This window comes from Kribbella sp. VKM Ac-2568, assembly GCF_004345365.1.
In the GTDB taxonomy this organism is placed as follows: domain Bacteria; phylum Actinomycetota; class Actinomycetes; order Propionibacteriales; family Kribbellaceae; genus Kribbella; species Kribbella orskensis.
Genome location: NZ_SLVF01000001.1, coordinates 757,482 through 780,156 on the forward strand (window position 1 = coordinate 757,482; position 22,675 = coordinate 780,156).

General features: G+C 67.1%; 35 protein-coding genes. 34 read left to right on the forward strand and 1 reads right to left on the reverse strand.

The annotated features are described in order from the left end of the window. Positions 1-110: 110 nt before the first annotated feature. The 27 genes from ileS (at position 111) to EV648_RS03720 (ending at position 17,934) form a co-directional block, all read left to right on the forward strand. Positions 111-3,335: an isoleucine--tRNA ligase gene (ileS, locus tag EV648_RS03590; RefSeq protein WP_132284899.1), complete on the forward strand. Its 3,225-nt coding sequence runs from the start codon at positions 111-113 to the stop codon at positions 3,333-3,335. A 478-nt stretch (positions 3,336-3,813) separates the two neighbouring features. Continuing rightward, positions 3,814-4,122, forward strand: a complete 309-nt coding sequence (gene rpsJ / locus EV648_RS03595) for a 30S ribosomal protein S10 (RefSeq protein ID WP_012923688.1) — start codon at positions 3,814-3,816, stop codon at positions 4,120-4,122. Positions 4,123-4,138: 16 nt separating this feature from the next. Next, entirely contained in the window at positions 4,139-4,795 is a 657-nt protein-coding gene (rplC, locus tag EV648_RS03600; protein WP_241994849.1) for a 50S ribosomal protein L3, read from the forward strand. Further along, on the forward strand, positions 4,792-5,487 hold the full coding sequence (gene rplD, locus EV648_RS03605; RefSeq protein ID WP_132284901.1) for a 50S ribosomal protein L4: 696 nt from the start codon (positions 4,792-4,794) through the stop codon (positions 5,485-5,487). The genes rplC and rplD overlap by 4 nt, the downstream gene beginning before the upstream one ends. Further along, positions 5,484-5,789 (forward strand): 50S ribosomal protein L23, encoded by a 306-nt coding sequence (rplW, locus tag EV648_RS03610; protein WP_132190617.1) that lies wholly within the window; start codon positions 5,484-5,486, stop codon positions 5,787-5,789. Before rplD ends, rplW begins: the two co-directional genes overlap by 4 nt. After that, positions 5,789-6,622, forward strand: a complete 834-nt coding sequence (gene rplB / locus EV648_RS03615; RefSeq protein ID WP_132190618.1) for a 50S ribosomal protein L2 — start codon at positions 5,789-5,791, stop codon at positions 6,620-6,622. Before rplW ends, rplB begins: the two co-directional genes overlap by 1 nt. Before the next feature lie 17 nt (positions 6,623-6,639). Further along, positions 6,640-6,921, forward strand: coding sequence for a 30S ribosomal protein S19 (rpsS, locus tag EV648_RS03620; protein ID WP_132190619.1), 282 nt, complete (start codon positions 6,640-6,642; stop codon positions 6,919-6,921). Positions 6,922-6,979: 58 nt separating this feature from the next. Further along, a complete protein-coding gene (gene rplV, locus EV648_RS03625; RefSeq protein ID WP_370452689.1) occupies positions 6,980-7,486 on the forward strand; it encodes a 50S ribosomal protein L22 in 507 nt (168 codons plus the stop codon). Continuing rightward, entirely contained in the window at positions 7,486-8,337 is an 852-nt protein-coding gene (gene rpsC, locus EV648_RS03630; RefSeq protein ID WP_132190621.1) for a 30S ribosomal protein S3, read from the forward strand. Before rplV ends, rpsC begins: the two co-directional genes overlap by 1 nt. 3 nt (positions 8,338-8,340) lie before the next feature. Beyond that, on the forward strand, positions 8,341-8,760 hold the full coding sequence (gene rplP, locus EV648_RS03635; RefSeq protein ID WP_132190622.1) for a 50S ribosomal protein L16: 420 nt from the start codon (positions 8,341-8,343) through the stop codon (positions 8,758-8,760). Beyond that, the gene (gene rpmC, locus EV648_RS44910; protein WP_132284905.1) at positions 8,760-9,074 is read left to right on the forward strand and encodes a 50S ribosomal protein L29; all 315 of its coding nucleotides are present in this window, start codon (positions 8,760-8,762) and stop codon (positions 9,072-9,074) included. The genes rplP and rpmC overlap by 1 nt, the downstream gene beginning before the upstream one ends. After that, complete coding sequence (gene rpsQ / locus EV648_RS03645; protein ID WP_132190624.1) at positions 9,071-9,367, forward strand: 30S ribosomal protein S17; 297 nt, start codon at positions 9,071-9,073, stop codon at positions 9,365-9,367. The genes rpmC and rpsQ overlap by 4 nt, the downstream gene beginning before the upstream one ends. A 91-nt stretch (positions 9,368-9,458) precedes the next feature. Next, positions 9,459-9,827, forward strand: coding sequence for a 50S ribosomal protein L14 (gene rplN, locus EV648_RS03650; protein WP_077019238.1), 369 nt, complete (start codon positions 9,459-9,461; stop codon positions 9,825-9,827). Between the two features lies 1 nt (position 9,828). Continuing rightward, positions 9,829-10,230 (forward strand): 50S ribosomal protein L24, encoded by a 402-nt coding sequence (gene rplX / locus EV648_RS03655; RefSeq protein ID WP_132284907.1) that lies wholly within the window; start codon positions 9,829-9,831, stop codon positions 10,228-10,230. Further along, entirely contained in the window at positions 10,230-10,802 is a 573-nt protein-coding gene (gene rplE / locus EV648_RS03660; RefSeq protein WP_132284909.1) for a 50S ribosomal protein L5, read from the forward strand. The genes rplX and rplE overlap by 1 nt, the downstream gene beginning before the upstream one ends. 1 nt (position 10,803) lies before the next feature. Next, a complete protein-coding gene (locus EV648_RS03665; protein ID WP_012923674.1) occupies positions 10,804-10,989 on the forward strand; it encodes a type Z 30S ribosomal protein S14 in 186 nt (61 codons plus the stop codon). Positions 10,990-11,110: 121 nt separating this feature from the next. Continuing rightward, positions 11,111-11,518, forward strand: coding sequence for a 30S ribosomal protein S8 (gene rpsH, locus EV648_RS03670; protein ID WP_132190627.1), 408 nt, complete (start codon positions 11,111-11,113; stop codon positions 11,516-11,518). A 27-nt stretch (positions 11,519-11,545) separates the two neighbouring features. Then, positions 11,546-12,088 (forward strand): 50S ribosomal protein L6, encoded by a 543-nt coding sequence (gene rplF, locus EV648_RS03675; RefSeq protein ID WP_132284911.1) that lies wholly within the window; start codon positions 11,546-11,548, stop codon positions 12,086-12,088. A 2-nt stretch (positions 12,089-12,090) separates the two neighbouring features. After that, positions 12,091-12,474 carry a 50S ribosomal protein L18 gene (gene rplR / locus EV648_RS03680; RefSeq protein ID WP_132190629.1) on the forward strand — a complete coding sequence of 128 codons (384 nt, stop codon included), beginning with the start codon at positions 12,091-12,093 and terminating at the stop codon, positions 12,472-12,474. A gap of 33 nt (positions 12,475-12,507) precedes the next feature. Then, positions 12,508-13,107: a 30S ribosomal protein S5 gene (rpsE, locus tag EV648_RS03685; protein WP_132190630.1), complete on the forward strand. Its 600-nt coding sequence runs from the start codon at positions 12,508-12,510 to the stop codon at positions 13,105-13,107. Then, entirely contained in the window at positions 13,107-13,289 is a 183-nt protein-coding gene (gene rpmD, locus EV648_RS03690) for a 50S ribosomal protein L30 (RefSeq protein ID WP_012923669.1), read from the forward strand. The genes rpsE and rpmD overlap by 1 nt, the downstream gene beginning before the upstream one ends. Before the next feature lies 1 nt (position 13,290). Then, the gene (gene rplO / locus EV648_RS03695; protein WP_132284913.1) at positions 13,291-13,731 is read left to right on the forward strand and encodes a 50S ribosomal protein L15; all 441 of its coding nucleotides are present in this window, start codon (positions 13,291-13,293) and stop codon (positions 13,729-13,731) included. 133 nt (positions 13,732-13,864) lie between these two features. After that, positions 13,865-15,166 carry a preprotein translocase subunit SecY gene (gene secY / locus EV648_RS03700; protein ID WP_132284915.1) on the forward strand — a complete coding sequence of 434 codons (1,302 nt, stop codon included), beginning with the start codon at positions 13,865-13,867 and terminating at the stop codon, positions 15,164-15,166. Next, positions 15,166-15,738, forward strand: a complete 573-nt coding sequence (locus EV648_RS03705) for an adenylate kinase (protein WP_132284917.1) — start codon at positions 15,166-15,168, stop codon at positions 15,736-15,738. The genes secY and EV648_RS03705 overlap by 1 nt, the downstream gene beginning before the upstream one ends. A gap of 12 nt (positions 15,739-15,750) precedes the next feature. Continuing rightward, on the forward strand, positions 15,751-16,572 hold the full coding sequence (gene map, locus EV648_RS03710) for a type I methionyl aminopeptidase (protein ID WP_199234422.1): 822 nt from the start codon (positions 15,751-15,753) through the stop codon (positions 16,570-16,572). Positions 16,573-16,660: 88 nt separating this feature from the next. Beyond that, a complete protein-coding gene (locus EV648_RS03715) occupies positions 16,661-17,113 on the forward strand; it encodes a DUF1707 domain-containing protein (RefSeq protein WP_132284921.1) in 453 nt (150 codons plus the stop codon). Continuing rightward, entirely contained in the window at positions 17,110-17,934 is an 825-nt protein-coding gene (locus EV648_RS03720) for a hypothetical protein (protein ID WP_132284923.1), read from the forward strand. Before EV648_RS03715 ends, EV648_RS03720 begins: the two co-directional genes overlap by 4 nt. Here the strand turns inward: EV648_RS03720 and EV648_RS03725 are convergent. Next, positions 17,931-18,824: an NAD(P)-dependent oxidoreductase gene (locus EV648_RS03725; RefSeq protein ID WP_132284925.1), complete on the reverse strand. Its 894-nt coding sequence runs from the start codon at positions 18,822-18,824 to the stop codon at positions 17,931-17,933. The two genes, EV648_RS03720 and EV648_RS03725, sit on opposite strands and share 4 nt — an antisense overlap. A gap of 90 nt (positions 18,825-18,914) precedes the next feature. Between EV648_RS03725 and EV648_RS03730 the strand changes: the two genes are divergently transcribed. The 7 genes from EV648_RS03730 (at position 18,915) to EV648_RS03760 (ending at position 22,662) form a co-directional block, all read left to right on the forward strand. Then, positions 18,915-19,253: a helix-turn-helix domain-containing protein gene (locus EV648_RS03730; RefSeq protein ID WP_132190638.1), complete on the forward strand. Its 339-nt coding sequence runs from the start codon at positions 18,915-18,917 to the stop codon at positions 19,251-19,253. A gap of 242 nt (positions 19,254-19,495) precedes the next feature. Continuing rightward, positions 19,496-19,717, forward strand: coding sequence for a translation initiation factor IF-1 (gene infA, locus EV648_RS03735; RefSeq protein WP_012923661.1), 222 nt, complete (start codon positions 19,496-19,498; stop codon positions 19,715-19,717). 32 nt (positions 19,718-19,749) lie between these two features. After that, complete coding sequence (gene rpmJ / locus EV648_RS03740) at positions 19,750-19,863, forward strand: 50S ribosomal protein L36 (RefSeq protein WP_008361054.1); 114 nt, start codon at positions 19,750-19,752, stop codon at positions 19,861-19,863. Positions 19,864-20,061: 198 nt separating this feature from the next. Next, positions 20,062-20,433: a 30S ribosomal protein S13 gene (gene rpsM, locus EV648_RS03745; RefSeq protein WP_020388083.1), complete on the forward strand. Its 372-nt coding sequence runs from the start codon at positions 20,062-20,064 to the stop codon at positions 20,431-20,433. Between the two features lie 59 nt (positions 20,434-20,492). Next, a complete protein-coding gene (gene rpsK, locus EV648_RS03750; RefSeq protein ID WP_012923659.1) occupies positions 20,493-20,900 on the forward strand; it encodes a 30S ribosomal protein S11 in 408 nt (135 codons plus the stop codon). Between the two features lie 24 nt (positions 20,901-20,924). Continuing rightward, the gene (gene rpsD / locus EV648_RS03755; RefSeq protein ID WP_132190640.1) at positions 20,925-21,533 is read left to right on the forward strand and encodes a 30S ribosomal protein S4; all 609 of its coding nucleotides are present in this window, start codon (positions 20,925-20,927) and stop codon (positions 21,531-21,533) included. Between the two features lie 103 nt (positions 21,534-21,636). Continuing rightward, positions 21,637-22,662 carry a DNA-directed RNA polymerase subunit alpha gene (locus EV648_RS03760; RefSeq protein WP_112243143.1) on the forward strand — a complete coding sequence of 342 codons (1,026 nt, stop codon included), beginning with the start codon at positions 21,637-21,639 and terminating at the stop codon, positions 22,660-22,662. Positions 22,663-22,675: the final 13 nt, after the last annotated feature.

Consider the following 22,675-nt stretch of genomic DNA (forward strand, 5'->3'; position numbering starts at 1 on the left):
GCAGTTCAGCGGTACCGCGAGCCGCCCATCCCCGACGAGGGGGTGGGCGGCTCTCGCGATTCGGGGCACCAGGACGAGGTTCGCAGTACCAGGGCGAGGAGTATGCAGAGATGACCTATCCGAAGGCGTCGGCCGGCGCTGCCGCGGCGAAGCTCACCGCGAGTCCTGACTTCCCCCGGATCGAGGAGGAGGTGCTGGCGTACTGGAAGACCGACGGCACCTTCCAGGCGTCGATCGACAACCGCCCGGCCGGTGCGAACGGCGAGAACGAGTTCGTCTTCTACGACGGCCCGCCGTTCGCGAACGGACTGCCGCACTACGGTCACCTGCTGACGGGGTACGCCAAGGACGTCATCCCGCGGTACCAGACGCTGCGTGGGCGCCGGGTGGAGCGCCGCTTCGGCTGGGACACCCACGGGCTGCCGGCCGAGCTGGAGGCCCAGCGGGTGCTCGGGCTGAAGACCAAGGCGGACATCCTGGCCCTGGGGATCGAGAAGTTCAACGAGGCCTGCCGGACCTCGGTGCTCAAGTACACCGGCGAGTGGCAGGCCTACGTCACCCGCCAGGCCCGCTGGGTCGATTTCGAGAACGACTACAAGACGCTCAACCGGGACTACATGGAATCGGTGATCTGGGCGTTCAAGACCTTGTACGACAAGGGCCTGGTGTACGAGGGACTGCGGGTCCTGCCGTACTGCTGGAACGACGAGACCCCGCTGTCGAACCACGAGCTGCGGATGGACGACGACGTCTACCAGCCGCGCCAGGACCCCTCCGTGACGGTCGCGGTGACGCTGGAGACGGGGGAGCGGCTGCTCGCCTGGACCACGACGCCCTGGACGCTGCCGAGCAACCTGGCGATGGCGGTCGGGCCGGATCTCGACTACGTCGTGGTCGAGGACGCCGAGGGCCGTCCGTCGATCCTCGCGGGGGCCCGGCTGGACGCGTACGCCACCGAGTTCGGCGCCGACGCCCGCGAGCGGATCACCCGGCGCCTCAAGGGCTCCGAGTTGATCGGGCTGCGCTACACGCCGCTCTTCCCGTTCTTCGCCGACACGGAGCTGTGGGGCACGGAGAACGCGTTCCAGGTGATCGCGGCCGACCACGTCACCACCGAGAACGGCAGCGGTGTCGTCCACATGGCGCCGGCGTACGGCGAGGAGGACCAGGCGGCCTGTGACGCCGTCGGCATCCCCACCCTGCTGACGGTCGACGAAGGAGCCCGCTTCACCTCCGTGGTGGCTCCCTACGAGGGGCTGTTCGTGTTCGAGGCGAACCGGCCGATCATCAACGACCTCAAGGCCGCCGGCGTGCTGGTCCACGAGGAGAGCTACGTCCACAGCTACCCGCACTGCTGGCGGTGCCGCAACCCGCTGATCTACAAGGCGGTGTCGAGCTGGTTCGTCGAGGTGACCCGGATCCGGGACCGGATGGTCGAGCTGAACGAGCAGATCACCTGGGTCCCCGAGCACGTGAAGCACGGCCAGTTCGGCAAGTGGCTGTCGAACGCGCGGGACTGGTCGATCAGCCGGAACCGCTTCTGGGGCAGCCCGATCCCGGTCTGGCGCTCCGACGACCCGGCCTACCCGCGGATCGACGTGTACGGCTCGGTCGCGGAGCTCGAGCGCGACTTCGGCGTACCGGTGGCTGATCTGCACCGGCCGTTCATCGACGACCTGACCAGGCCCAATCCGGACGACCCGACCGGCCGTTCGACCATGCGGCGGGTGCCGGACGTGCTGGACGTCTGGTTCGACTCGGGCTCGATGAGCTTCGCCCAGGTGCACTACCCGTTCGAGAACACCGACTGGTTCGAGCACCACTTCCCGGGCGACTTCATCGTCGAGTACATCGGCCAGACCCGCGGCTGGTTCTACACCATGCACATCCTGGCCACCGCGTTGTTCGACCGGCCGGCGTTCTCCTCCTGCGTCAGTCACGGGATCGTGCTCGGCAGCGACGGCCAGAAGATGAGCAAGTCGCTGCGCAACTATCCGGACGTGTCCGCGGTGTTCGAGCGCGACGGGGCCGACGCGATGCGCTGGTTCCTGATGTCGAGCCCGATCCTGCGCGGCGGCAACCTGATGGTCACCGAACAGGGCATCCGCGAGGGCGTCCGCCAGGTGATGATCCCGCTCTGGAACGCCTGGTACTTCTTCGCCCTGTATGCGAACGCCGCCAACGGCGGCACCGGGTACGACGCGACGTGGAGCACCGGGTCCGAAGTACTGCTGGACCGGTATCTGCTGGCGAAGACGCGGGCGTTCGTCGAGGACATCCAGGGCCGGCTCGACGCGCTGGAGATCTCGGCCGCCTGCGAGTCCGTCGCGGCGTACTTGGAGGTGCTGACCAACTGGTACATCCGGCGGTCGCGTGAGCGGTTCTGGGACGACGGGGACGTGTCCTTCGGTGACGCGGCGAACACCCTCTACACCGCCCTCGAGGTGGCCACCAGGGCGATTTCCCCGCTGCTGCCGCTGGCGGCCGAGGAGGTCTGGCGTGGGCTGACCGGTGGCCGGTCGGTCCATCTGACCGACTGGCCCGACGTCACGGACCTGCCGAGCGACCCGGCCCTGGTAGCCCAGATGGACCGGATCCGGGAGGTGTGCTCGGTCACCTCGGCGGTCCGGAAATCGACCGGGATCCGCGGCCGGCAGCCGCTGTGCAAGCTGACGGTGGCCACGACGGACGCCAAGGCGCTCAAGCCGTTGACCTCGATCGTCGCCGCCGAGGCCAACGTCCAGGAGGTCGTCCTGGTGGACTTGGCAGACGTCGACGACGAGCACGCGCCGGTCTCGCAGAAGTTGACCGTCAACGCCCGGGCCGCGGGTCCTCGGCTGGGACGGGATGTCCAGTCGGTGATCAAGGCGGCCAAGAGCGGGGACTGGTCCGTCGACGACGCGGGCGTCGTGACGGCTGGCGGGATCGACTTGCAGGAAGGCGAGTACACCCTCGAGACGACCCTTGCCGACCACAACGGTACGGAGGACGCGGCCGCGGGGGAGAGCCGCGCGAGCGGGCTGCTGGGCGACGGTGGATTCGTAGTACTGGACACCGCGATCACCCCCGAACTGGCCGCTGAGGGGGTCGCGCGGGACGTTATCCGGGCGGTCCAGCAGGCCAGGCGCGATGCGGGTCTCGACATCACTGACCGGATTCGGATCAGGCTGGCGACCGACGACGAGGACGTCCGCCAAGCGGTCGAGACGCACCGCGCCCTGATCATGAACGAGACCCTGGCGCTGGCGATCGACGAGGTCGCCGCCGCCGAATCAAGCGACCCAGTGCAGGTCGGCGACGGCCAGTCGCTCCAGATCCGGATCGAGAAGGCCTGAGCCGGAGCACGAGCGGGGAGGCGCCTCTGAGGGGTTAACCCCTCAGAGGCAGGGTTGCCCTTCAGGTTTCTCGATGGGCAACCCTGCAGCTCGGGGGTTGACCCCTCAAACGCTGACCGTTGGCAGGCACGGCGCGCCCGTTCAGGCGGCCTTCTGGACTGGATTTGTCTTCTCCCGCCGGTATCTGTCAGACTGGTTCGGTTGCTCCGGCGCGACCCGCGCTTGGGGCGGCTGTTTTGTGTGGTCCGTCGGGCGTAACACCGAGCCTGGGAACACGCAGCGCCGCTCTTTCTGGTGGGTCAGCCCGGCCTGGTGCAGTCAAGCCGGGTCCAACTAACTAACTCGAGATCAGTAACGTCATGCCTGCGACAGGCGCGACACACCCGACCTCGGGGGCCGTAGTTCGGTGGCGACCACGCCCACTCTCCGAGGGTGGGCGGAGGTTCAGAGAAGACGAAGAGAAGGACGAAGCGAAGCGATGGCGGGACAGAAGATCCGCATCCGGCTGAAGGCCTACGACCACGAGGTCATCGACAGCTCGGCGCGCAAGATTGTCGACACGGTGACGCGTACTGGTGCGAAGGTTGCTGGCCCGGTGCCGTTGCCGACGGAAAAGAACGTGTTCTGCGTCATCCGCTCGCCGCACAAGTACAAGGACAGCCGCGAGCACTTCGAGATGCGCACCCACAAGCGGCTCATCGACATCATCGACCCCACGCCGAAGACCGTCGACTCGCTGATGCGTCTCGACCTGCCGGCCGGTGTCGACATCGAGATCAAGCTCTGAGGGAAACGCGAAACCAATGAGCATTCAGAAGAACACGCGCGGTCTGCTGGGCACCAAGCTCGGCATGACCCAGACCTGGGACGAGAACAACCGGGTCGTCCCCGTCACCGTGATCCAGGCCGGCCCGTGCGTCGTCACCGAGGTGCGTACCTCGGACAGCCACGGCTACGACGGTGTCCAGATCGCCTTCGGCGACATCGACCCCCGCAAGGTGAACTCGCCGATGCGCGGCCACTTCGAGAAGGCCGGCGTGACCCCGCGCCGTCACCTGCTCGAGCTGCGGACCGCTGACGCCAGCGAGTACACCCTGGGCCAGGAGATCAAGGCCGAGGCCTTCGAGGCCGGAGAGATCGTCGACGTCTCCGCCACCAGCAAGGGCAAGGGCTTCGCCGGTGTGATGAAGCGCCATGGCTTCCACGGTCTTCGCGCCACCCACGGTGTGCACAAGAAGCACCGTTCGCCGGGCTCCATCGGCGGCTGCGCGACCCCGGGCCGGGTCTTCAAGGGCCTCAAGATGGCCGGCCGGATGGGCAACGAGAAGGTCACCACGCAGAACGTGACGGTCCACGCGATCGACGCGGAGCGCGGTCTGGTCCTGCTCAAGGGCGCCGTCCCCGGTCCCAAGGGCGGCCTCGTGCTGATCCGCAACGCCGCGAAGGGAGCTACCAAATGAGCACCGTTGACGTCGTCGTCGTGAAGGGCGACAAGGTCAGCAAGAAGGGCTCCGCGGAGCTCCCGGCCGAACTCTTCGACGTTCAGGTCAACATCCCGCTAATCCACCAGGTCGTCGTGGCACAGCTGGCCGCGGCCCGTCAGGGCACGCACAAGGTCAAGCGCCGTGGCGAGGTGTCCGGTGGTGGCGCCAAGCCGTACCGCCAGAAGGGCACCGGCCGCGCCCGTCAGGGCTCGACCCGCGCACCGCAGTTCACCGGTGGTGGCGTCGTGCACGGCCCCACGCCGCGCGACTACAGCCAGCGGACCCCGAAGAAGATGATCGCCGCCGCGCTCCGCGGTGCGCTCTCCGACCGGGCCCGAGACGGCCGCGTCCACGTGGTCGAGAAGTTCGTGGACGGCGACGCGCCCTCCACCAAGGCCGCGCGGAAGGTCCTCGCCGAGGTCACCGAGTACCTCAAGGTGCTGGTGGTCGTCGAGCGGACCGATGACGTGTCGCTGCTCAGCCTGCGCAACGTGCCGACCGTGCACCTGATCGCGGCCGACCAGCTGAACGCGTACGACGTGCTGTGCAACGACGCGGTGATCTTCACCAGCGCTTCGCTGGACGCCTTCGTCGCCGGTACGCCGAAGGGCAAGTCCGTCAAGGCCGTCGCAACGTCGACCGAGGCCGAGCAGGAGGTAGAAGCATGAGCCACGGAGTCAACAAGGACCCGCGGGACGTGCTGCTGCGGCCGGTCGTGAGCGAGAAGAGCTACGGCCTGCTGGACGAGCAGAAGTACACGTTCGAGGTCGCTCCGGACGCCAACAAGACCGAGATCAAGCTCGCGGTCGAGAAGGTGTTCAACGTCCGGGTCACTTCCGTCAACACGATCAACCGCAAGGGCAAGCGTCGCCGCACCCGTACGGGCTGGGGCAAGCGTCCTGACACCAAGCGAGCGATCGTCAGCCTCTCCGGCGACGACCGCATCGACATCTTCGGAGGCCAGTCGTAATGGGTATCCGCAAATACAAGCCGACGACGCCGGGCCGCCGTGGCTCGAGCGTGGCCGACTTCGTCGAGCTCACCCGTTCGACCCCTGAGAAGTCCCTGCTCCGCCCGCTGCCCAAGAAGGGCGGCCGGAACAACTCCGGCAAGATCACCACCCGGCACCACGGTGGCGGTCACAAGCGGGCGTACCGCCTGATCGACTTCAAGCGGTACGACAAGGACGGTGTGCCGGCCAAGGTCGCCGAGATCGAGTACGACCCGAACCGCACCGCGCGGATCGCGCTGCTGCACTACGTCGACGGCGAGAAGCGCTACATCCTCGCGCCGGCGAACCTGAAGCAGGGCACGATCGTCGAGAACGGCCCCGCGGCCGACATCAAGGTGGGCAACAACCTGCCGCTGCGCAACATCCCGGTCGGCTCGACGGTGCACGCCGTCGAGATGCGCCCGGGCGGTGGCGCCAAGATGGCCCGCTCCGCCGGTGCCAGCGTTCAGCTGGTCGCCAAGGAGGGCCGGATGGCCACCCTGCGGATGCCGTCCGGCGAGGTCCGGATGGTCGACGTGCGCTGCCGCGCCACCCTCGGTGAGGTCGGCAACGGCGAGCAGTCGAACATCAACTGGGGCAAGGCCGGCCGGATGCGCTGGAAGGGCAAGCGCCCGACCGTCCGTGGTGTCGCCATGAACCCGGTCGACCACCCGCACGGTGGTGGTGAGGGCAAGACCTCGGGTGGACGTCACCCGGTGTCCCCGTGGGGTCAGCCTGAGGGCCGCACCCGCACCCGCAAGGAAAGCGACCGCATGATCGTCCGGCGCCGCAAGGCCGGCAAGAAGCGCTGATAGGGAGCCGGACAGAGATGCCACGCAGCCTCAAGAAAGGCCCGTTCGTCGACCACCACCTGATGAAGAAGGTGGAGGTGCAGAACGAGAAGGGCACCCACAACGTCATCAAGACCTGGTCCCGCCGATCGATGATCGTGCCGGACATGATCGGCCACACGCTCGCGGTGCACGACGGTCGCAAGCACGTGCCGGTGTTCGTGACGGACGCGATGGTCGGGCACAAGCTCGGCGAGTTCGCCCCGACCCGGACGTTCAAGGGCCACGAGAAGGACGACCGCAAGGCACGGCGTCGCTGACCTCGGTCAGGACGAAGCGCAGAGCAACCGACGGAGAGATTCGAACATCATGAGCGTAATGGAGCGTAGGGCTGTCAGTGCCCGTCGCGAGAGCCTGCTGGGCGAGGAGCCCGGGGCCTTCGCGGTCGCGCGCTTCGTCCGCGTGACGCCGATGAAGGCGCGTCGCGTGGTCGACCTGGTGCGCGGCATGGGCGTCGACGACGCACTCGCCACTCTGAAGTTCGCCCCGCAGGCCGCTGCCGCGACCGTGTACAAGGTCGTCGACAGCGCCGCGGCGAACGCCGAGGGCACCGAGCACCTGAGCCGGGCCGAGCTGGTCGTGGTGAAGGCCTTCGTGGACGAGGGACCGACGCTGAAGCGTCACCGCCCGCGTGCACAGGGCCGGGCCACCCGGATCGACAAGCGGACCAGCCACATCACCGTGGTAGTGGGCCCGAAGGTCGAGGCGGAGCAGGCCGAAGCCAAGAAGGACGGCAAGAAGGCCGACGGCGCCAAGAAGGCCGCCGCGAAGAAGGCCGACGGCACCAAGAAGGTCGCCGCTGAGAAGAAGGGCAGGACCCGCTAGTGGGCCAGAAGGTTAACCCGCACGGGTTCCGACTCGGCATCAGCACGGACCACAAGAGTCGTTGGTACGCCGAGAAGCTGTACAAGGACTACGTGGGCGAGGACGTCAAGATCCGCCGCCTGCTGAGCAAGGGCATGGAGCGCGCCGGCATCTCCCGCGTGGAGATCGAGCGCACCCGTGACCGCGTCCGCGTCGACATCCACACCGCCCGTCCGGGCATCGTCATCGGTCGCCGCGGCGCCGAGGCGGACCGGATCCGGGGCAGCCTGGAGGAGCTCACCGGCAAGCAGGTGCAGCTGAACATCCTCGAGGTCAAGAACGCCGAGGTCGACGCGCAGCTGGTCGCCCAGGGTGTGGCCGAGCAGCTGTCCGGCCGCGTGGCGTTCCGCCGCGCGATGCGCAAGGCGATGCAGACCACCATGCGTGGCGGCGCCCTGGGCATCCGGATCCAGTGCTCCGGTCGGCTGGGTGGCGCCGAGATGTCGCGGTCGGAGTTCTACCGCGAGGGCCGGGTGCCGCTGCACACGCTTCGCGCTGACATCGACTACGGCTTCTACGAGGCCCGCACGACCTTCGGCCGGATCGGCGTGAAGGTCTGGATCTACAAGGGTGACGTCGCCGGCTCCCGCGCCGAGCGCGAGGCGCAGGCCGCTGCCCGCGCCGCCACTCAGCAGCGTGGCCGTCCGGCCCGCCGTGACGGTGGCGACCGCGGCGACCGTGGTGGCCGTGGCGGCGACCGTGGTGGCCGTCGTGACGACCGTCGCGACGGCGGCGCCCGTAACGAGGCCCCCAAGGCCGACGCAGCGCCGGCAGCCGACAAGCCGGCCGAGACGACCGGAACGGAGAGCTGAACCGTGCTCATCCCCCGCAAGGTCAAGCACCGCAAGCAGCACCACCCGAAGCGCTCCGGCGCTGCCAAGGGTGGCACCACGCTGGCGTTCGGTGACTTCGGCATCCAGGCCCTGGAGAGCCACTACGTCACCAACCGGCAGATCGAGTCCGCTCGTATCGCGATGACCCGGCACATCAAGCGTGGCGGAAAGGTCTGGATCAACATCTACCCGGACCGCCCGCTGACCAAGAAGCCGGCCGAGACCCGGATGGGTTCCGGTAAGGGTTCGCCCGAGTGGTGGATCGCCAACGTGAAGTCCGGTCGCGTGATGTTCGAGCTCTCGGGTGTGCCCGAGGACGTCGCCCGCGAGGCCATGCGCCGCGCGATCCACAAGTTGCCGATGAAGTGCCGCTTCATCACCCGAGAGGCAGGTGAGAACTGATGGCTACCCTGACCGCCGCCGAGCTGCGGAACCTGGGAAAGGACGAGCTTCTGGAGAAGCTCGGTAACGCCAAGGAGGAGCTGTTCAACCTCCGGTTCCAGGCTGCCACGGGTCAGCTGGAGTCCCACGGCCGGCTGCGCGCCGTCCGCAAGGACATCGCCCGCATCTACACGGTGCTGACCGAGCGGGCGCTCGGCATCACCGACGAGGTCGACGCCCCCGCGGCTGACGCCGCTGACGCCGAGGTCGAAACCGACGCTGTGTCAGATGAAGTGGCAGCGGACGACAGCGAGAAGGCCGGGAGCAAGGCATGACCGAGAACGCAGCGAAGGACGAGACCGTGAGCACGACCAAGGCGCGAGGTGCCCGCAAGACCCGTGAGGGTCTGGTGCTGAGCGACAAGATGGACAAGACCGTCACCGTCGAGGTCGAGGACCGGGTCAAGCACAAGCTGTACGGCAAGGTCATCCGTCGCACCAGCAAGCTCAAGGCCCACGACGAGCAGAACGCCGCCGGTATCGGCGACCGCGTCCTCCTGATGGAGACCCGGCCGCTCTCGGCGACGAAGCGCTGGCGCGTCGTGGAGATCCTCGAAAAGGCGAAGTGACAGACGTCGCCCCGCAGTACCCAATCGAAATCATTCGTTCCGCAAGGCTCACCACGGGTGAGAACCAGCGAGACAACCAGGAGATCAACAGATGATCCAGCAGGAGTCGCGACTGAAGGTCGCCGACAACACGGGTGCCAAGGAGATCTTGTGCATCCGCGTTCTCGGTGGCTCAGGTCGGCGCTACGCCGGTGTCGGTGACACGATCGTCGCCACCGTCAAGGACGCGATCCCGGGTGGTGGCGTCAAGAAGGGCGACGTCGTCAAGGCTGTCATCGTGCGCACCGTGAAGGAGCGCCGGCGTCCGGACGGCTCCTACATCCGGTTCGACGAGAACGCCGCGGTGATCCTGAAGGCCGACGGCGAGCCGCGCGGTACCCGTATCTTCGGGCCGGTCGGCCGCGAGCTGCGGGAGAAGCGCTTCATGAAGATCATCTCGCTCGCTCCGGAGGTGCTCTGAGATGGCGCAGGAGAAGGTGCGGCGCACGCTGCACGTCAAGAAGGGTGATCTCGTTCGCGTGATCGCCGGCAAGTCCAAGGGTCTCGAGGGCAAGATCATCTCGGTCCTGCCCGAGGTCGAGAAGGTCATCGTCGAAGGCGTCAACCGGGTCAAGAAGCACACCAAGGTGCAGCAGGCCCAGCGCGGCGGCACCACGGGTGGCATCGTCACCCAGGAAGCCCCGATCCACGTCTCCAACGTGATGCTACTCGTCGAGATCACCGACGCGGATGGCAAGAAGCAGAAGGTCACCACCCGCGTCGGCTACAACCGCGTCGAGGTGCAGAAGCGGCGCCCCGACGGTTCGACGTACACCGGGTTCCGCAGCGTGCGTATCTCACGCCGCACCGGCGAGGAGATCTGATGACGACCGCAGCCACCGAGGCGAAGACGCTGCCCCGGCTGAAGACCAAGTACCGCGACGAGATCGTCGGCAAGCTGCAGGACGAGTTCCACTTCGAGAACGTGATGCAGGTACCCGGACTCACCAAGATCGTGGTGAACATGGGTGTCGGCGAGGCGGCTCGCGACTCCAAGCTGATCGACGGCGCCATCAAGGACCTGGCCGCGATCACCGGCCAGAAGCCGTCGGTGACCAAGGCCCGCAAGTCGATCGCGCAGTTCAAGCTGCGTGAGGGCATGCCGATCGGCGCGCACGTCACGCTGCGCGGCGACCGGATGTGGGAGTTCCTGGACCGGCTGCTGGCGCTCGCGCTGCCCCGGATCCGCGACTTCCGCGGCCTGTCGGCCAAGCAGTTCGACGGCAACGGGAACTACACCTTCGGCCTGACCGAGCAGGTGATGTTCCACGAGATCAACCAGGACCGGATCGACCGGGTTCGCGGGATGGACATCACCGTGGTGACCACCGCCAAGAACGACGACGAGGGGCGCGCGCTGCTGCGGCAGCTCGGCTTCCCGTTCAAGGAGAACTGACGTGGCGAAGACAGCACTCAAGGTCAAGCAGGCCCGCAAGCCGAAGTTCGCGGTGCGTGGTTACACGCGCTGCCAGCGCTGCGGCCGGCCCAAGGCCGTCTTCCGCAAGTTCGGCCTGTGCCGGATCTGCCTGCGCGAGATGGCGCACCGGGGCGAGCTGCCCGGCGTGACGAAGTCCAGCTGGTGACGCAGTACCAAGTCCAGCTGGTGACCATCCGTACCACGGGCACCGTTTTTCTCTCCAACCACCATCTAGTCACCGTAGGTCGCCCGAAGGCGAAACCACGGCGGGAAAGAGGCCCCAGGCCATGACGATGACCGACCCGATCGCAGACATGTTGACACGTCTGCGCAACGCCAACCAGGCGTATCACGAGTCGACCCAGATGCCGTACAGCAAGATCAAGCAGGGCATCGCCGACATCCTCCAGCAGGAGGGCTACATCTCCTCCTACAAGGTCGAGGAGCCGAAGGAAGGCGCCGTCGGCAAGACCCTGATCGTCGATCTGAAGTTCGGCCCGAGCCGGGAGCGCTCCATCGCGGGCGTGCGCCGGATCAGCAAGCCCGGCCTGCGGGTGTACGCGAAGTCGACCAATCTGCCCAAGGTGCTCGGTGGCCTCGGCGTCGCGATCATCTCGACGTCGCAGGGACTCCTGACCGACCGGCAGGCCAAGAACAAGGGCGTTGGCGGGGAAGTCCTCGCCTACGTCTGGTGACGAAGAACCGGAAGGAGGACCACTCTCATGTCTCGCATCGGTAAGCTCCCGATCACGGTCCCGTCCGGCGTCGACGTCACGATCGACGGCCAGACGGTCACCGTGAAGGGTCCCAAGGGTCAGCTCTCGCACGTTGTTGCGGAGCCGATCGTGGTCAACCGCGACGAGGACGGCACGATCGCCGTCTCGCGTCCGGACGACCAGCGCAAGAGCAAGGAACTGCACGGCCTGTCCCGCACCCTGATCGCCAACCTGGTGACCGGCGTGACGGACGGCTACGAGAAGAAGCTCGAGATCGTCGGCGTCGGTTACCGCGTCCTGTCCAAGGGCCCGGGCACGCTGGAGTTCTCGCTCGGCTACAGCCACACCATCACGGTGGAGGCGCCGGACGGCATCACCTTCGCGGTGGAGACGCCGACCCGGTTCTCGGTGCAGGGAATCGACAAGCAGTCGGTCGGCGAGGTCGCCGCCAACATCCGCAAGCTGCGCAAGCCCGAGCCGTACAAGGGCAAGGGTGTGCGGTACGCGGGCGAGCAGGTGCGCCGCAAGGTCGGAAAGGCTGGTAAGTAACCATGGCGATCGGATTGCGTCACAACAAGCACTCCGCCAAGAAGACCTCCTCCCGGCTGCGTCGCCAGATCCGCGTCCGCAAGAAGGTCAACGGCACCCCCGACCGGCCGCGCCTGGTGGTCAGCAAGTCCTCGAAGCACCTGTTCGCTCAGGTCATCGACGACGTCGCCGGCGTCACCCTGGTCTCTGCTTCCACCATGGAGGCGGACCTGCGCGGTGCGGAGGCGAACAAGACCGACAAGGCCAAGACCGTGGGCGGCCTGATCGCCGACCGCGCCAAGGCAGCCGGCATCGACTCGGTCGTCTTCGACCGGGCCGGGAACAAGTACCACGGCCGTATCGCGGCCCTGGCCGACGCCGCCCGTGAGGGCGGCCTCGGCTTCTGACATGGCGACACAAAAGGAAGAAGGTAGTTCGAAATGAGCGGAGGCCAGCAGCGTCGCGGAGGCGGCGCCGGTGGTGAGCGCCGTAACCGCGACGGTGGTCGTGGTGCGGCAGCTGACAAGACCGCCTACATCGAGCGCGTGGTAGCCATCAACCGTGTCGCCAAGGTCGTGAAGGGTGGTCGTCGCTTCAGCTTCACCGCCCTCGTGGTCGTCGGCGACGGTGAAGGCACCGTCGGTGTTGGGTATGGCAAGGCCAAGGAGGTGCCCGCGGCGATCGCCAAGGGTGTCGAGGAGGCCAAGAAGGCATTCTTCAAGGTGCCGAGGATCCAGGGCACCATCCCGCACCCGGTCCAGGGCGAGAAGGCCGCAGGCGTTGTGATGCTGCGTCCGGCCGCTCCCGGTACCGGTGTGATCGCGGGTGGTTCGGCACGCGCGGTACTGGAGTGCGCCGGGATCCACGACATCCTGAGCAAGTCGCTGGGCTCGTCCAACGCCATCAACGTGGTTCACGCCACGGTCGAGGCGCTGCGTAGCCTGGAGACTCCGGAGGCCGTGGCGGCTCGCCGTGGTCTGCCGGTCGAGCACGTCGCCCCGGCGGCGCTGCTGAAGGCGCGGGCGGAGGTGGCTTCCTGATGGCTCGCCTGAAGGTGACCCAGACCCGTTCCGGCATCGGTGGCAAGCAGAACCAGCGCGACACGCTGCGGACCCTGGGCGTGAAGCGGATCGGCGACGTCGCCGTTCACGACGACCGCCCGGAGATCCGGGGCATGGTGCGTACGGTTCGCCACCTCATCACCGTTGAAGAGGTTGACTGACATGGCGCTCAAGGTTCACCACCTGCGTCCGGCGCCCGGCGCCAAGACCGCCAAGACCCGCGTGGGTCGTGGTGAGGGCAGCAAGGGTAAGACGGCCGGCCGCGGTACCAAGGGCAGCAAGGCCCGCAACAACATCCCCGAGAACTTCGAGGGTGGCCAGATGCCGCTGCACATGCGGCTGCCGAAGCTGAAAGGCTTCAAGAGCAGGAACCGAGTGGAGTTCCAGGTCGTTAACCTGGACAAGCTCGGACAGCTGTTCCCCGAAGGTGGCGAGGTCGGCGTGACCGACCTGGTCGCCAAGGGCGCGGTCCGCGACAGTCTCCCGGTGAAGGTGCTGGGCGACGGCGAGCTGACCGTTGCACTGCAGGTTTCGGTACACAAGTTCTCCAAGACCGCCAAGGACAAGATCCTTGCGGCCGGAGGATCAGCCACCGAGGTGTGAGTGCCAGGGCTCGTGCGAGCCAGCGTTTGTTATTGTCGCGCTGGAGTTCGGACGAGCCCTGGTTCGTCTCTTGCCCAGCTGCTTTGCTAGGCCCCTGCCCTGACCGGGCAAGGGAAACTTGTGGGAGGACAGGGTGTTAGGCGCCTTTGCCAACGCGTTCAAGACTCCGGACCTGCGCCGGAAGATCTTGTTCGTGCTCTTCATCGTCGTGATCTTCCGGATCGGCTCGGTCGTGCCGGCGCCTGGCGTCAACGTCAAGTCGCTGGACACCTGCCTCAATCAGGCGACCTCGGGTTCCAACGCGAACCTGTACAACCTGATCAACCTGTTCTCCGGTGGGGCGCTGCTGCAGCTCGCGATCTTCGCGCTCGGCATCATGCCGTACATCACCGCCAGCATCATCCTGCAGCTGCTCACCGTGGTCATCCCGCGGCTGGAGTCGCTGAAGAAGGAAGGCCAGGCGGGACAGGGCAAGATCACCCAGTACACCCGCTTCCTGACCGTCGGTCTGGCGATCCTGCAGGCGACCGCGTTCGTCGCGCTCGCCCGGACCCCCGGCCGGCTGTTCCAGGGCTGCAACGAGCCCCTGCTGCACAACGACGGCTGGTTCGCGGTCACCGTGATGGTGCTGACCATGACCGCCGGTACCGGCGTGGTGATGTGGCTCGGTGAGCTGATCACCGACCGCGGCGTCGGCAACGGCATGTCGATCCTGATCTTCACCCAGATCGTCGCCACCTTCCCGTCGCAGCTGTGGAGCATCCGCAAGCAGAAGGGCATCGGCACCTTCATCGTCGTGCTCGCCATCGGTCTGGTCATCATGGCCGCCGTCATCTTCATCGAGCAGGCGCAACGCCGGATCCCGGTCCAGTACGCCAAGCGCATGGTGGGCCGCAAGATGTTCGGCGGAACCTCCACCTACATCCCGCTGAAGGTGAACCAGGCCGGTGTGATCCCGGTCATCTTCGCCTCGAGTCTGCTCTATCTACCGGTGCTGGTCAGTCAGTTCCGGCAGGACGAAGGCTGGGCGCAGTGGATCCAGGGCAACCTGGTCAAGGGCGATCACCCGATCTACATGGTGACGTATGTCGCCCTGATCATCTTCTTCACGTACTTCTACGTCTCGATTACCTTCAATCCGAAGGAAGTTGCAGACAACATGAAGAAGTACGGCGGCTTCATCCCCGGGATCCGGGCGGGCCGGCCGACCGAGGAGTACCTCTCCTACGTCCTGTCCCGCATCACGCTGCCCGGCGCGATCTACCTCGCGGCGATCTCGATGATCCCGCTGATCGCACTGGTCCTGCTGAACGCCAGCCAGAACTTCCCGTTCGGCGGCACGTCGATCCTGATCATGGTCGGCGTCGGTCTCGACACGGTCAAGCAGATCGAGTCGCAGCTGCAGCAGCGTAATTACGAAGGGTTCCTGCGCTGATGAGAATGTTGCTGATGGGTCCGCCCGGAGCGGGTAAGGGGACGCAGGCAAAGGTGCTTGCGGACCGTCTCGGAATCCCGGCCGTATCCACCGGCGACATCTTCCGCGCGAACGTGAAGGACGAGACCGAGCTCGGTCTCGAGGCGAAGCGGTACATGGACGCGGGCAACTACGTCCCGGACGAGGTCACCAACGCAATGGTGCGGGACCGGCTGTCCGAGGCGGACGCGGGCGAGGGCTTCCTGCTGGACGGGTACCCGCGCACGTTGCCCCAGGTCGGCACTCTCGACGACATCCTGGCCGACCACGGCCACCAGTTGAACGCCGTGGTCGCGCTGGTCGCGGACACCGATGTGCTGGTGGACCGGATGCTTCGCCGGTCCAAGGTCGACGGCCGCTCGGACGACTCCGAAGAGGTCATCCGGCACCGCCAGGAGGTCTACGCCGCCGAGACCAAGCCGCTGCTGCGGGTCTACGCCCAGCGCGGCCTGCTGGTCGAGGTGGACGGCGTCGGCGAGATCGCCGAGGTCAGCGAGCGCGTGCTCGCCGCCCTCAAGACTCTGGATGGTTAGAACCGAGCTGTGATGTTCAAGGACCGCGGGATCGAGATCAAGAGCCGCGAGCAGATCCTGTCCATGCGTGCGGCCGGCCTGGTGGTCGGCCGCACCCTGGAACTGCTCCGCGCCGAGGTCCGGCCCGGTATCACCACCGGTGAGCTGGACGCGATCGCCGAGGACCACATCCGGTCCTCCGGCGCGACCCCCTCGTTCAAGGGCTACCACGGCTTCACCGGCTCCATCTGCGCGTCGGTGAACGAGGAGATCGTGCACGGCATCCCGGGCGACCGGGTGCTGGCCGAGGGCGACCTCATCTCGATCGACTGCGGCGCGATCGTGGACGGCTGGCACGGCGACGCCGCGATCACGGTGCCCGTCGGCGAGGTGGTTCCCGAACTGCTCGAGCTCGCGAAGGTGTGCGAGGAGTCGATGTGGCACGGGTTCGCCGCCGCTCGGCTGGGTGGCCGGCTGACCGACATCTCCGCCGCCGTCGAGCGCCACGTCCGCGCCAACTCGTCGTACGGGATCGTCGAGGACTTCGTCGGGCACGGGATCGGGTCGGCGATGCACCAGCCGCCGAACGTGCCGAACTACGGCAAGGCCGGCAAGGGGCCGAAGCTGATCGAGGGCCTGGCCCTGGCGGTCGAGCCGATGCTCACGCTGGGCCAGCAGGACAACCACACGCTCGAGGACGACTGGACGGTCGTCACCGACGACGGCACGGCCGCGGCGCACACCGAGCACACGTTCACGTTGACCCCGCAGGGTCCGTGGGTGCTGACCGCCCTGGACGGCGGCGAGGCCCGACTCAAGGAGCTCGGCGTCACCTTCGGCCCGCTGGCCGACTGAGACTGACCGGCGGCCCACTGGCTGACGGATAGCGGGGTCCGTCCATCGGGGGACGCCGTGCGCTCCCAGGCTGAGGCACACTTGGGACATGCCCAGTCAGTACCAGCCACACCAGCGCTTCACCGAGGCCGACCGCGACAAGATCGCGGGCCGGCTGCGGGACGCCTTTGCCGACGGTCGGCTGGACCAGCCCGAGTTCACCTCGCGGCTCGACCAGCTGTACGCCGTTCAGACGTACGGCGAGCTGGAACCGCTGGTGCGCGACCTACCGCCGGTCCGGACCTACCAGACCCCCGCGATGGTGCAGGACAGCAAGCCCGCTCCCGCCCCCGGTGAGTTCCCCGAGCGGAAGAAGAACAGCCAGCAGCAGCCGTCGCTGCGCCAGGCGGCCGGCGGCTTCACCGGCATCGTGATGATCAACGTGGTCATCTGGTTCGTCATCGGCGTCGCCAACGGTGGGAACTGGCCGCACTTCTGGCCGGTCTGGCTGCTCATCCCCTGGACGTTGATCGTCCTGGGCAACCTCGGAAAGCGCCGTTGACGGCGGCTCCGGTCGGTCGCCGCGCCCTACGGCCGCGGCTCAAGCCGGCCTGGGCGTGGCAACTGCGGCAGGGGTCCGCGCTCGTCTACGTGCTCTGGTTCGTCGTTGCGGTCCCGCTGGTGATCGTCGGCCTGCTCGTCGAACCGCGCTGGGTCGGCTGGATGATGCTGGCCTGGTTCCTGGTGTTGATCGTCTTCACCCTGGCCACCCGGCTGTCCGAGGCCAGGCTGAGACGGTCCTGGGAGGACGTCGTCGAGCAGATGGGCTGGCACTTCAACGCGGTCGATCCCGACCTGCCGGAGCGCTGGCCGTTCCCGCCGTTCAACGCTGACCCCGCGGCGGAGGTCGTCGACGTCACGGCGGGTCGGCATCGCGGCCGGGAGTTCTGGACCGGCCGCTTCCGGCACAAGGTCCGGCGCCGCCAGCTCGGCTTCGACTTCCTCGACCTGGAGGTCGAGCGGCCGCTGCCGCCGCTGCAGGTGCTGCCCGCCTCACTGGCCCCCCTGGCTGCGGCCAGTCTGCTGCCGATCAATCTGTCCGTGGACGGGCTTCCCGAGCCGTACCAGTTGTTCAATGGCCGGGAAGACCTGGCCCTCGAGGTGCTCCACCCGCGGGCAGTCGAGGCCCTCACCCCTGTCCCGCCCTTCGGCTTCAGCTGCGAAGGCCGCCGCTTCGTCGTGGTTCTCGCCGCCTACCGCGACGCCAGTACTGCGCTGGCGCAGCTGGACGCCGCCTGCGACCTCCTGGACCTCATGCCCGAGCACGTCTGGCAGACCGGCGAGCAGTGGGCCGCCACCAGACCCCTCACCGACCAGACCTAGTTCGCCTGCTGATTCGCCTTCTGGAGCAGGCGAACCGTCACCGCGAGGTCCTCGTCGCCGTGCCCCCCGGCGACCGCCCGATCGAGCAACTCGCCCATCGGAGCCAGCAGCGCCGGATCCACCCCTTGAGCGACCGAGGCGTCGAGCAGGTTGACGAACCCGGCCGCCTGCATCGCCAGGTTCGAACCCGCCGCACCCGGCTCAGCGCCGTACTCGAGATCGTTGGCGATTCCGGTGATCGAGCCGAGCATGGCGGTGAGCCAGGGGATCAGCAGGTCGGCGGTGAAGGCGGTGGGGGAGACCTTCTCGCTGGAGACCAGCGCGAGGGCCTGCGCGGCGCCGCCGAACATCCCGTACATGCCACTGAGCAGCGCGAGATCCTGCAACGCCGCAAGCCCCGGATCGCTGCCCACATAGGTCGTCTTCGCGATCGCCGCAAGAGTCGTCTGGTGGCGGTCGAAGGCATCAGGTGCGCCGCTGTAGAGCACGAACGCCGCCGGTCCGCCGATCATCGCCGGCACCGCCATGATCCCGCCGTCCAGGTACTGCGCGCCGTGCCGCTGCGCCCACTCGCCGGTACTCCGGGCCTGGGCAGGCGTGCCGTTCGTCAGGTTCACCAGAGTCTTGCCTTGAAGCAGCGAGGTGTCCGCATCCAGCGGGGCAAGGGTGGTGTGGACGCTGGCGTAGTCCAGCAGGCAGGCGATCACCAGCGGGGCGGCCTGGACCGCCTCGGCCAGAGTGGTGGCGCGGGTGGCGTCGAGGTCGTCGAGTTCGGGGGAGCGGCCGGGGGTGCGGTTCCAGACGGTGGTCGGGTGGCCGGCGGCCAGGAACGCCCGGGCGAGGGCGGTCCCCATCGCGCCGAGGCCGAGAACGGTGACAGGAGTCTTCATGTGGTCCAGACTTGCCGAGGGGCTATAAAGTCGACAAGTACCTACTATTTAGTCAGGTACTCACCATTTGGTCAGTGAGGAGCTCCGGGCATGGTGGCAGCGACGCCGTACACGTGTGGGTTGGACGCGGCCGCGGACGTGATCGGCGGGAAGTGGAAGCCGCGCATCCTCTGGGCGCTGCACCACGGGCCGCGCCGGTTCGGGGAGCTCCGCAAGGACGTCGCCGGGGTGACCGAGAAGATGCTGATCCAGCAGCTCCGCGAGCTGGAGAGCCGTGACATCGTGCACCGCGAGGTCTTCCACCAGGTGCCGCCGAAGGTCGAGTACTCTCTGACCAAGCTCGGTGAATCGCTGAACCTGGCGTTGGCGCCGCTCGACGAGTGGGGAGCCGAGCACCTGGACGAGCTGGAACTCACCCGCGGCTGTTGACCGCTCACTCTCCGTCGCCAGGCGGGCGCTCCGGCCCGGAGTACCGAGGCCGGCGGAGGCCGATTGGGTTTCCGGACAGTAGGTGGCGTACACTCTTCCCTTGGCCCATTGTGGCCTCTGATCGTGCTGCCCGCGGCTGCTCGATGAGCGCATTCTGTGTGCCGTCGGGAGGGTGACATTCGTTCAGGGGTGCGGGCCGGTAGTACCACCCATTCAGTTGTCGTCTACAGAAGTGCGAGGACATGCCCAAAAAAGAGGGAGTCATCGAACTCGAGGGCACCATCGTTGAGGCCCTGCCGAACGCGATGTTCCGTGTTGAGCTGTCCAACGGGCACAAGGTGCTCGCGCACATCAGCGGCAAGATGAGGCAGCACTACATCCGGATCCTCCCCGAGGACCGGGTCGTCGTGGAGCTGTCGCCGTACGACCTCACCCGGGGTCGCATCGTCTACCGGTACAAGTAACCACCACATCACCTGTCGAAGAAAGAAGCTCGATGAAGGTCAATCCGAGCGTCAAGAAGATCTGCGACAAGTGCAAGGTGATCCGCCGTCACGGCCGGGTCATGGTGATCTGCGAGAACCCGCGGCACAAGCAGCGGCAAGGCTGATCCAGCCCCACCTCGAGCAGCACAGCACTTTCGCACCACAGCGCGCACGCTCGTCCAGCAAAGCAACAGGCTGGATGCTGCCCCCGGAACAGAGGCCGGGGCCTTGCCGGTGAAATCCCGAGAGATCGGGCAGAGCACCGAGGCGGGCAAGGACGCGGCGCGCCACCACACCTCTGCCGACGAAAGGAACACCGCCACATGGCACGCCTCGTAGGGGTCGACCTGCCGCGCGACAAGCGCATCGAGGTCGCTCTCACCTACATCTTCGGTGTAGGTCGTACTCGCGCCCTGAAGACGCTCGAAGCCACCGGGATCTCCGGTGACAAGCGCGTCCACGAACTGGGCGACGAAGAACTGGTCAAGCTCCGGGACTTCATCGAAGGCAACTACAAGATCGAAGGTGACCTCCGTCGCGAGGTGACCGCGGACATCCGCCGCAAGATCGAGATCGGGTCGTACCAGGGTCGCCGGCACCGCAGCGGCCTGCCGGTGCGTGGTCAGCGCACGCGGACCAACGCCCGCAGCCGTAAGGGTCGTCGCAAGGCGATCGCCGGCAAGAAGAAGAAGTGACCCGGATGATCCACTGCCTCGACCCGATTGTTGCCAACTCTGCCAGGAGTAACTGACTTATGCCTCCCAAGAGCCGCACAGCGGCCGGCGCGAAGAAGGTGCGCCGCAAGGAGAAGAAGAACGTGGCCGCCGGCCACGCGCACATCAAGAGCACGTTCAACAACACGATCGTGACGATCACCGACCCGACCGGCGCGGTCATCTCGTGGGCCTCCGCGGGCACCGTCGGCTTCAAGGGTTCGCGCAAGTCCACCCCGTTCGCCGCGCAGATGGCAGCCGAGGCTGCCGGCCGTCGCGCGATGGAGCACGGCATGCGCAAGATCGACGTCTTCGTCAAGGGTCCCGGCTCCGGCCGTGAGACCGCGATCCGTTCGCTGGGTGCCGTCGGCCTCGAGGTCGGCACCATCCAGGACGTCACCCCGACCGCCCACAACGGCTGCCGCCCTCCCAAGCGGCGCCGGGTCTGACCCAGAGAAAGGTAGGCAGCGAAAATGGCCCGTTACACCGGACCCATGACCAAGAAGTCGCGCCGTCTCGGGGTCGACCTCGTCGGTGGCGACAAGGCGTTCGAGCGTCGTCCGTACCCGCCGGGTATGCACGGCCGCGGCCGTCCCAAGGAGAGCGAGTACCTGCTTCAGCTCCGTGAGAAGCAGAAGGCCCGTTACGCCTACGGCGTGCTGGAGAAGCAGTTCAGCCTGTACTACAAGGAGGCCTCGCGGCGTCCTGGTAAGACCGGTGACAACCTGCTGATCATCCTCGAGTCCCGCCTCGACAACGTCGTGTACCGCGCCGGTCTGGCCCGGACCCGTCGTCAGGCGCGTCAGCTCGTCGTGCACGGTCACTTCACCGTGAACGGCATCAAGGTGAACATCCCGTCGTACCGGGTCTCGGCCCACGACGTGATCGACGTCCGGCCGAAGTCGGCCGAGATGACGCCGTTCATCATCGCCAGGGAGACCCACTCCGAGCGAGTGGTTCCGGCCTGGCTCGAGGCGCTGCCCGAGCGGCTGCGGATCCTCGTGCACCAGCTGCCCACTCGGGCACAGATCGACACCCAGGTCGCCGAGCACCTGATCGTCGAGCTCTACTCGAAGAACTGACGTACTCCGCCCGCCGTGGCTCGCGCCGCGGCGGGCGGGTCGTCACTCTTCGGTTCGCGACCTCAAATAGTGGTCGTCGCGGAACTAGAAGGAAGAACACACAGTGCTTATTGCGCAGCGTCCCACCCTGGCCGAAGAGGTCGTCGACGAGCACCGCTCGCGGTTCGTGATCGAGCCGCTGGAGCCGGGCTTCGGCTACACCCTCGGCAACTCCATCCGCCGTACCCTGCTGTCGTCCATCCCGGGCGCCGCCGTGACCAGCATCAAGGTCGACGGCGTGCTGCACGAGTTCTCGACGGTTGCCGGGGTCAAGGAAGACGCCACCCAGCTGATCCTGAACCTCAAGGACCTGGTCGTCTCCTCCGAGCACGACGAGCCGGTCACCATGTACCTGCGCAAGCAGGGCCCCGGTGACGTCACCGCCGCCGACATCGCGCCGCCGGCCGGCGTCGAGGTGCACAACCCGGACCTGAAGATCGCCACCCTGAACGAGAAGGGCCGGCTCGAGATGGAGCTGGTCGTCGAGCGGGGCCGCGGCTACGTGTCCGCGATCCAGAACAAGTCCGCCGACGCCGAGATCGGCCGGATGCCGGTCGACTCGATCTACTCGCCGGTCCTCAAGGTCACCTACAAGGTCGAGGCGACCCGTGTCGAGCAGCGCACCGACTTCGACCGTCTCGTCGTGGACGTCGAGACCAAGCCGTCGATGCTGCCCCGCGACGCCGTCGCGTCGGCCGGCAAGACGCTGGTCGAGCTGTTCGGCCTGGCCCGTGAGCTGAACGTCGAGGCCGAGGGCATCGACATCGGCCCGTCGCCGGTCGACGAGCAGATGGCGGCCGACTTGGCCCTGCCGGTCGAGGACCTGCAGCTGACCGTCCGGTCGTACAACTGCCTCAAGCGTGAGGGCATCCACACCGTGGGTGAGCTGATCTCGCGCAGCGAGCAGGACCTGCTGGACATCCGCAACTTCGGCTCGAAGTCGATCGACGAGGTCAAGCTGAAGCTGGCCGAGATGGGCCTGTCGCTGAAGGACTCGCCCCCCGGCTTCGACCTGCGCGCCGCTGCCGAGGCGTACGGCGACGACGCCGAGGACGAGGACGAGAGCTTCGCCGAGACCGAGCAGTACTGACAGTCCGGCCCTG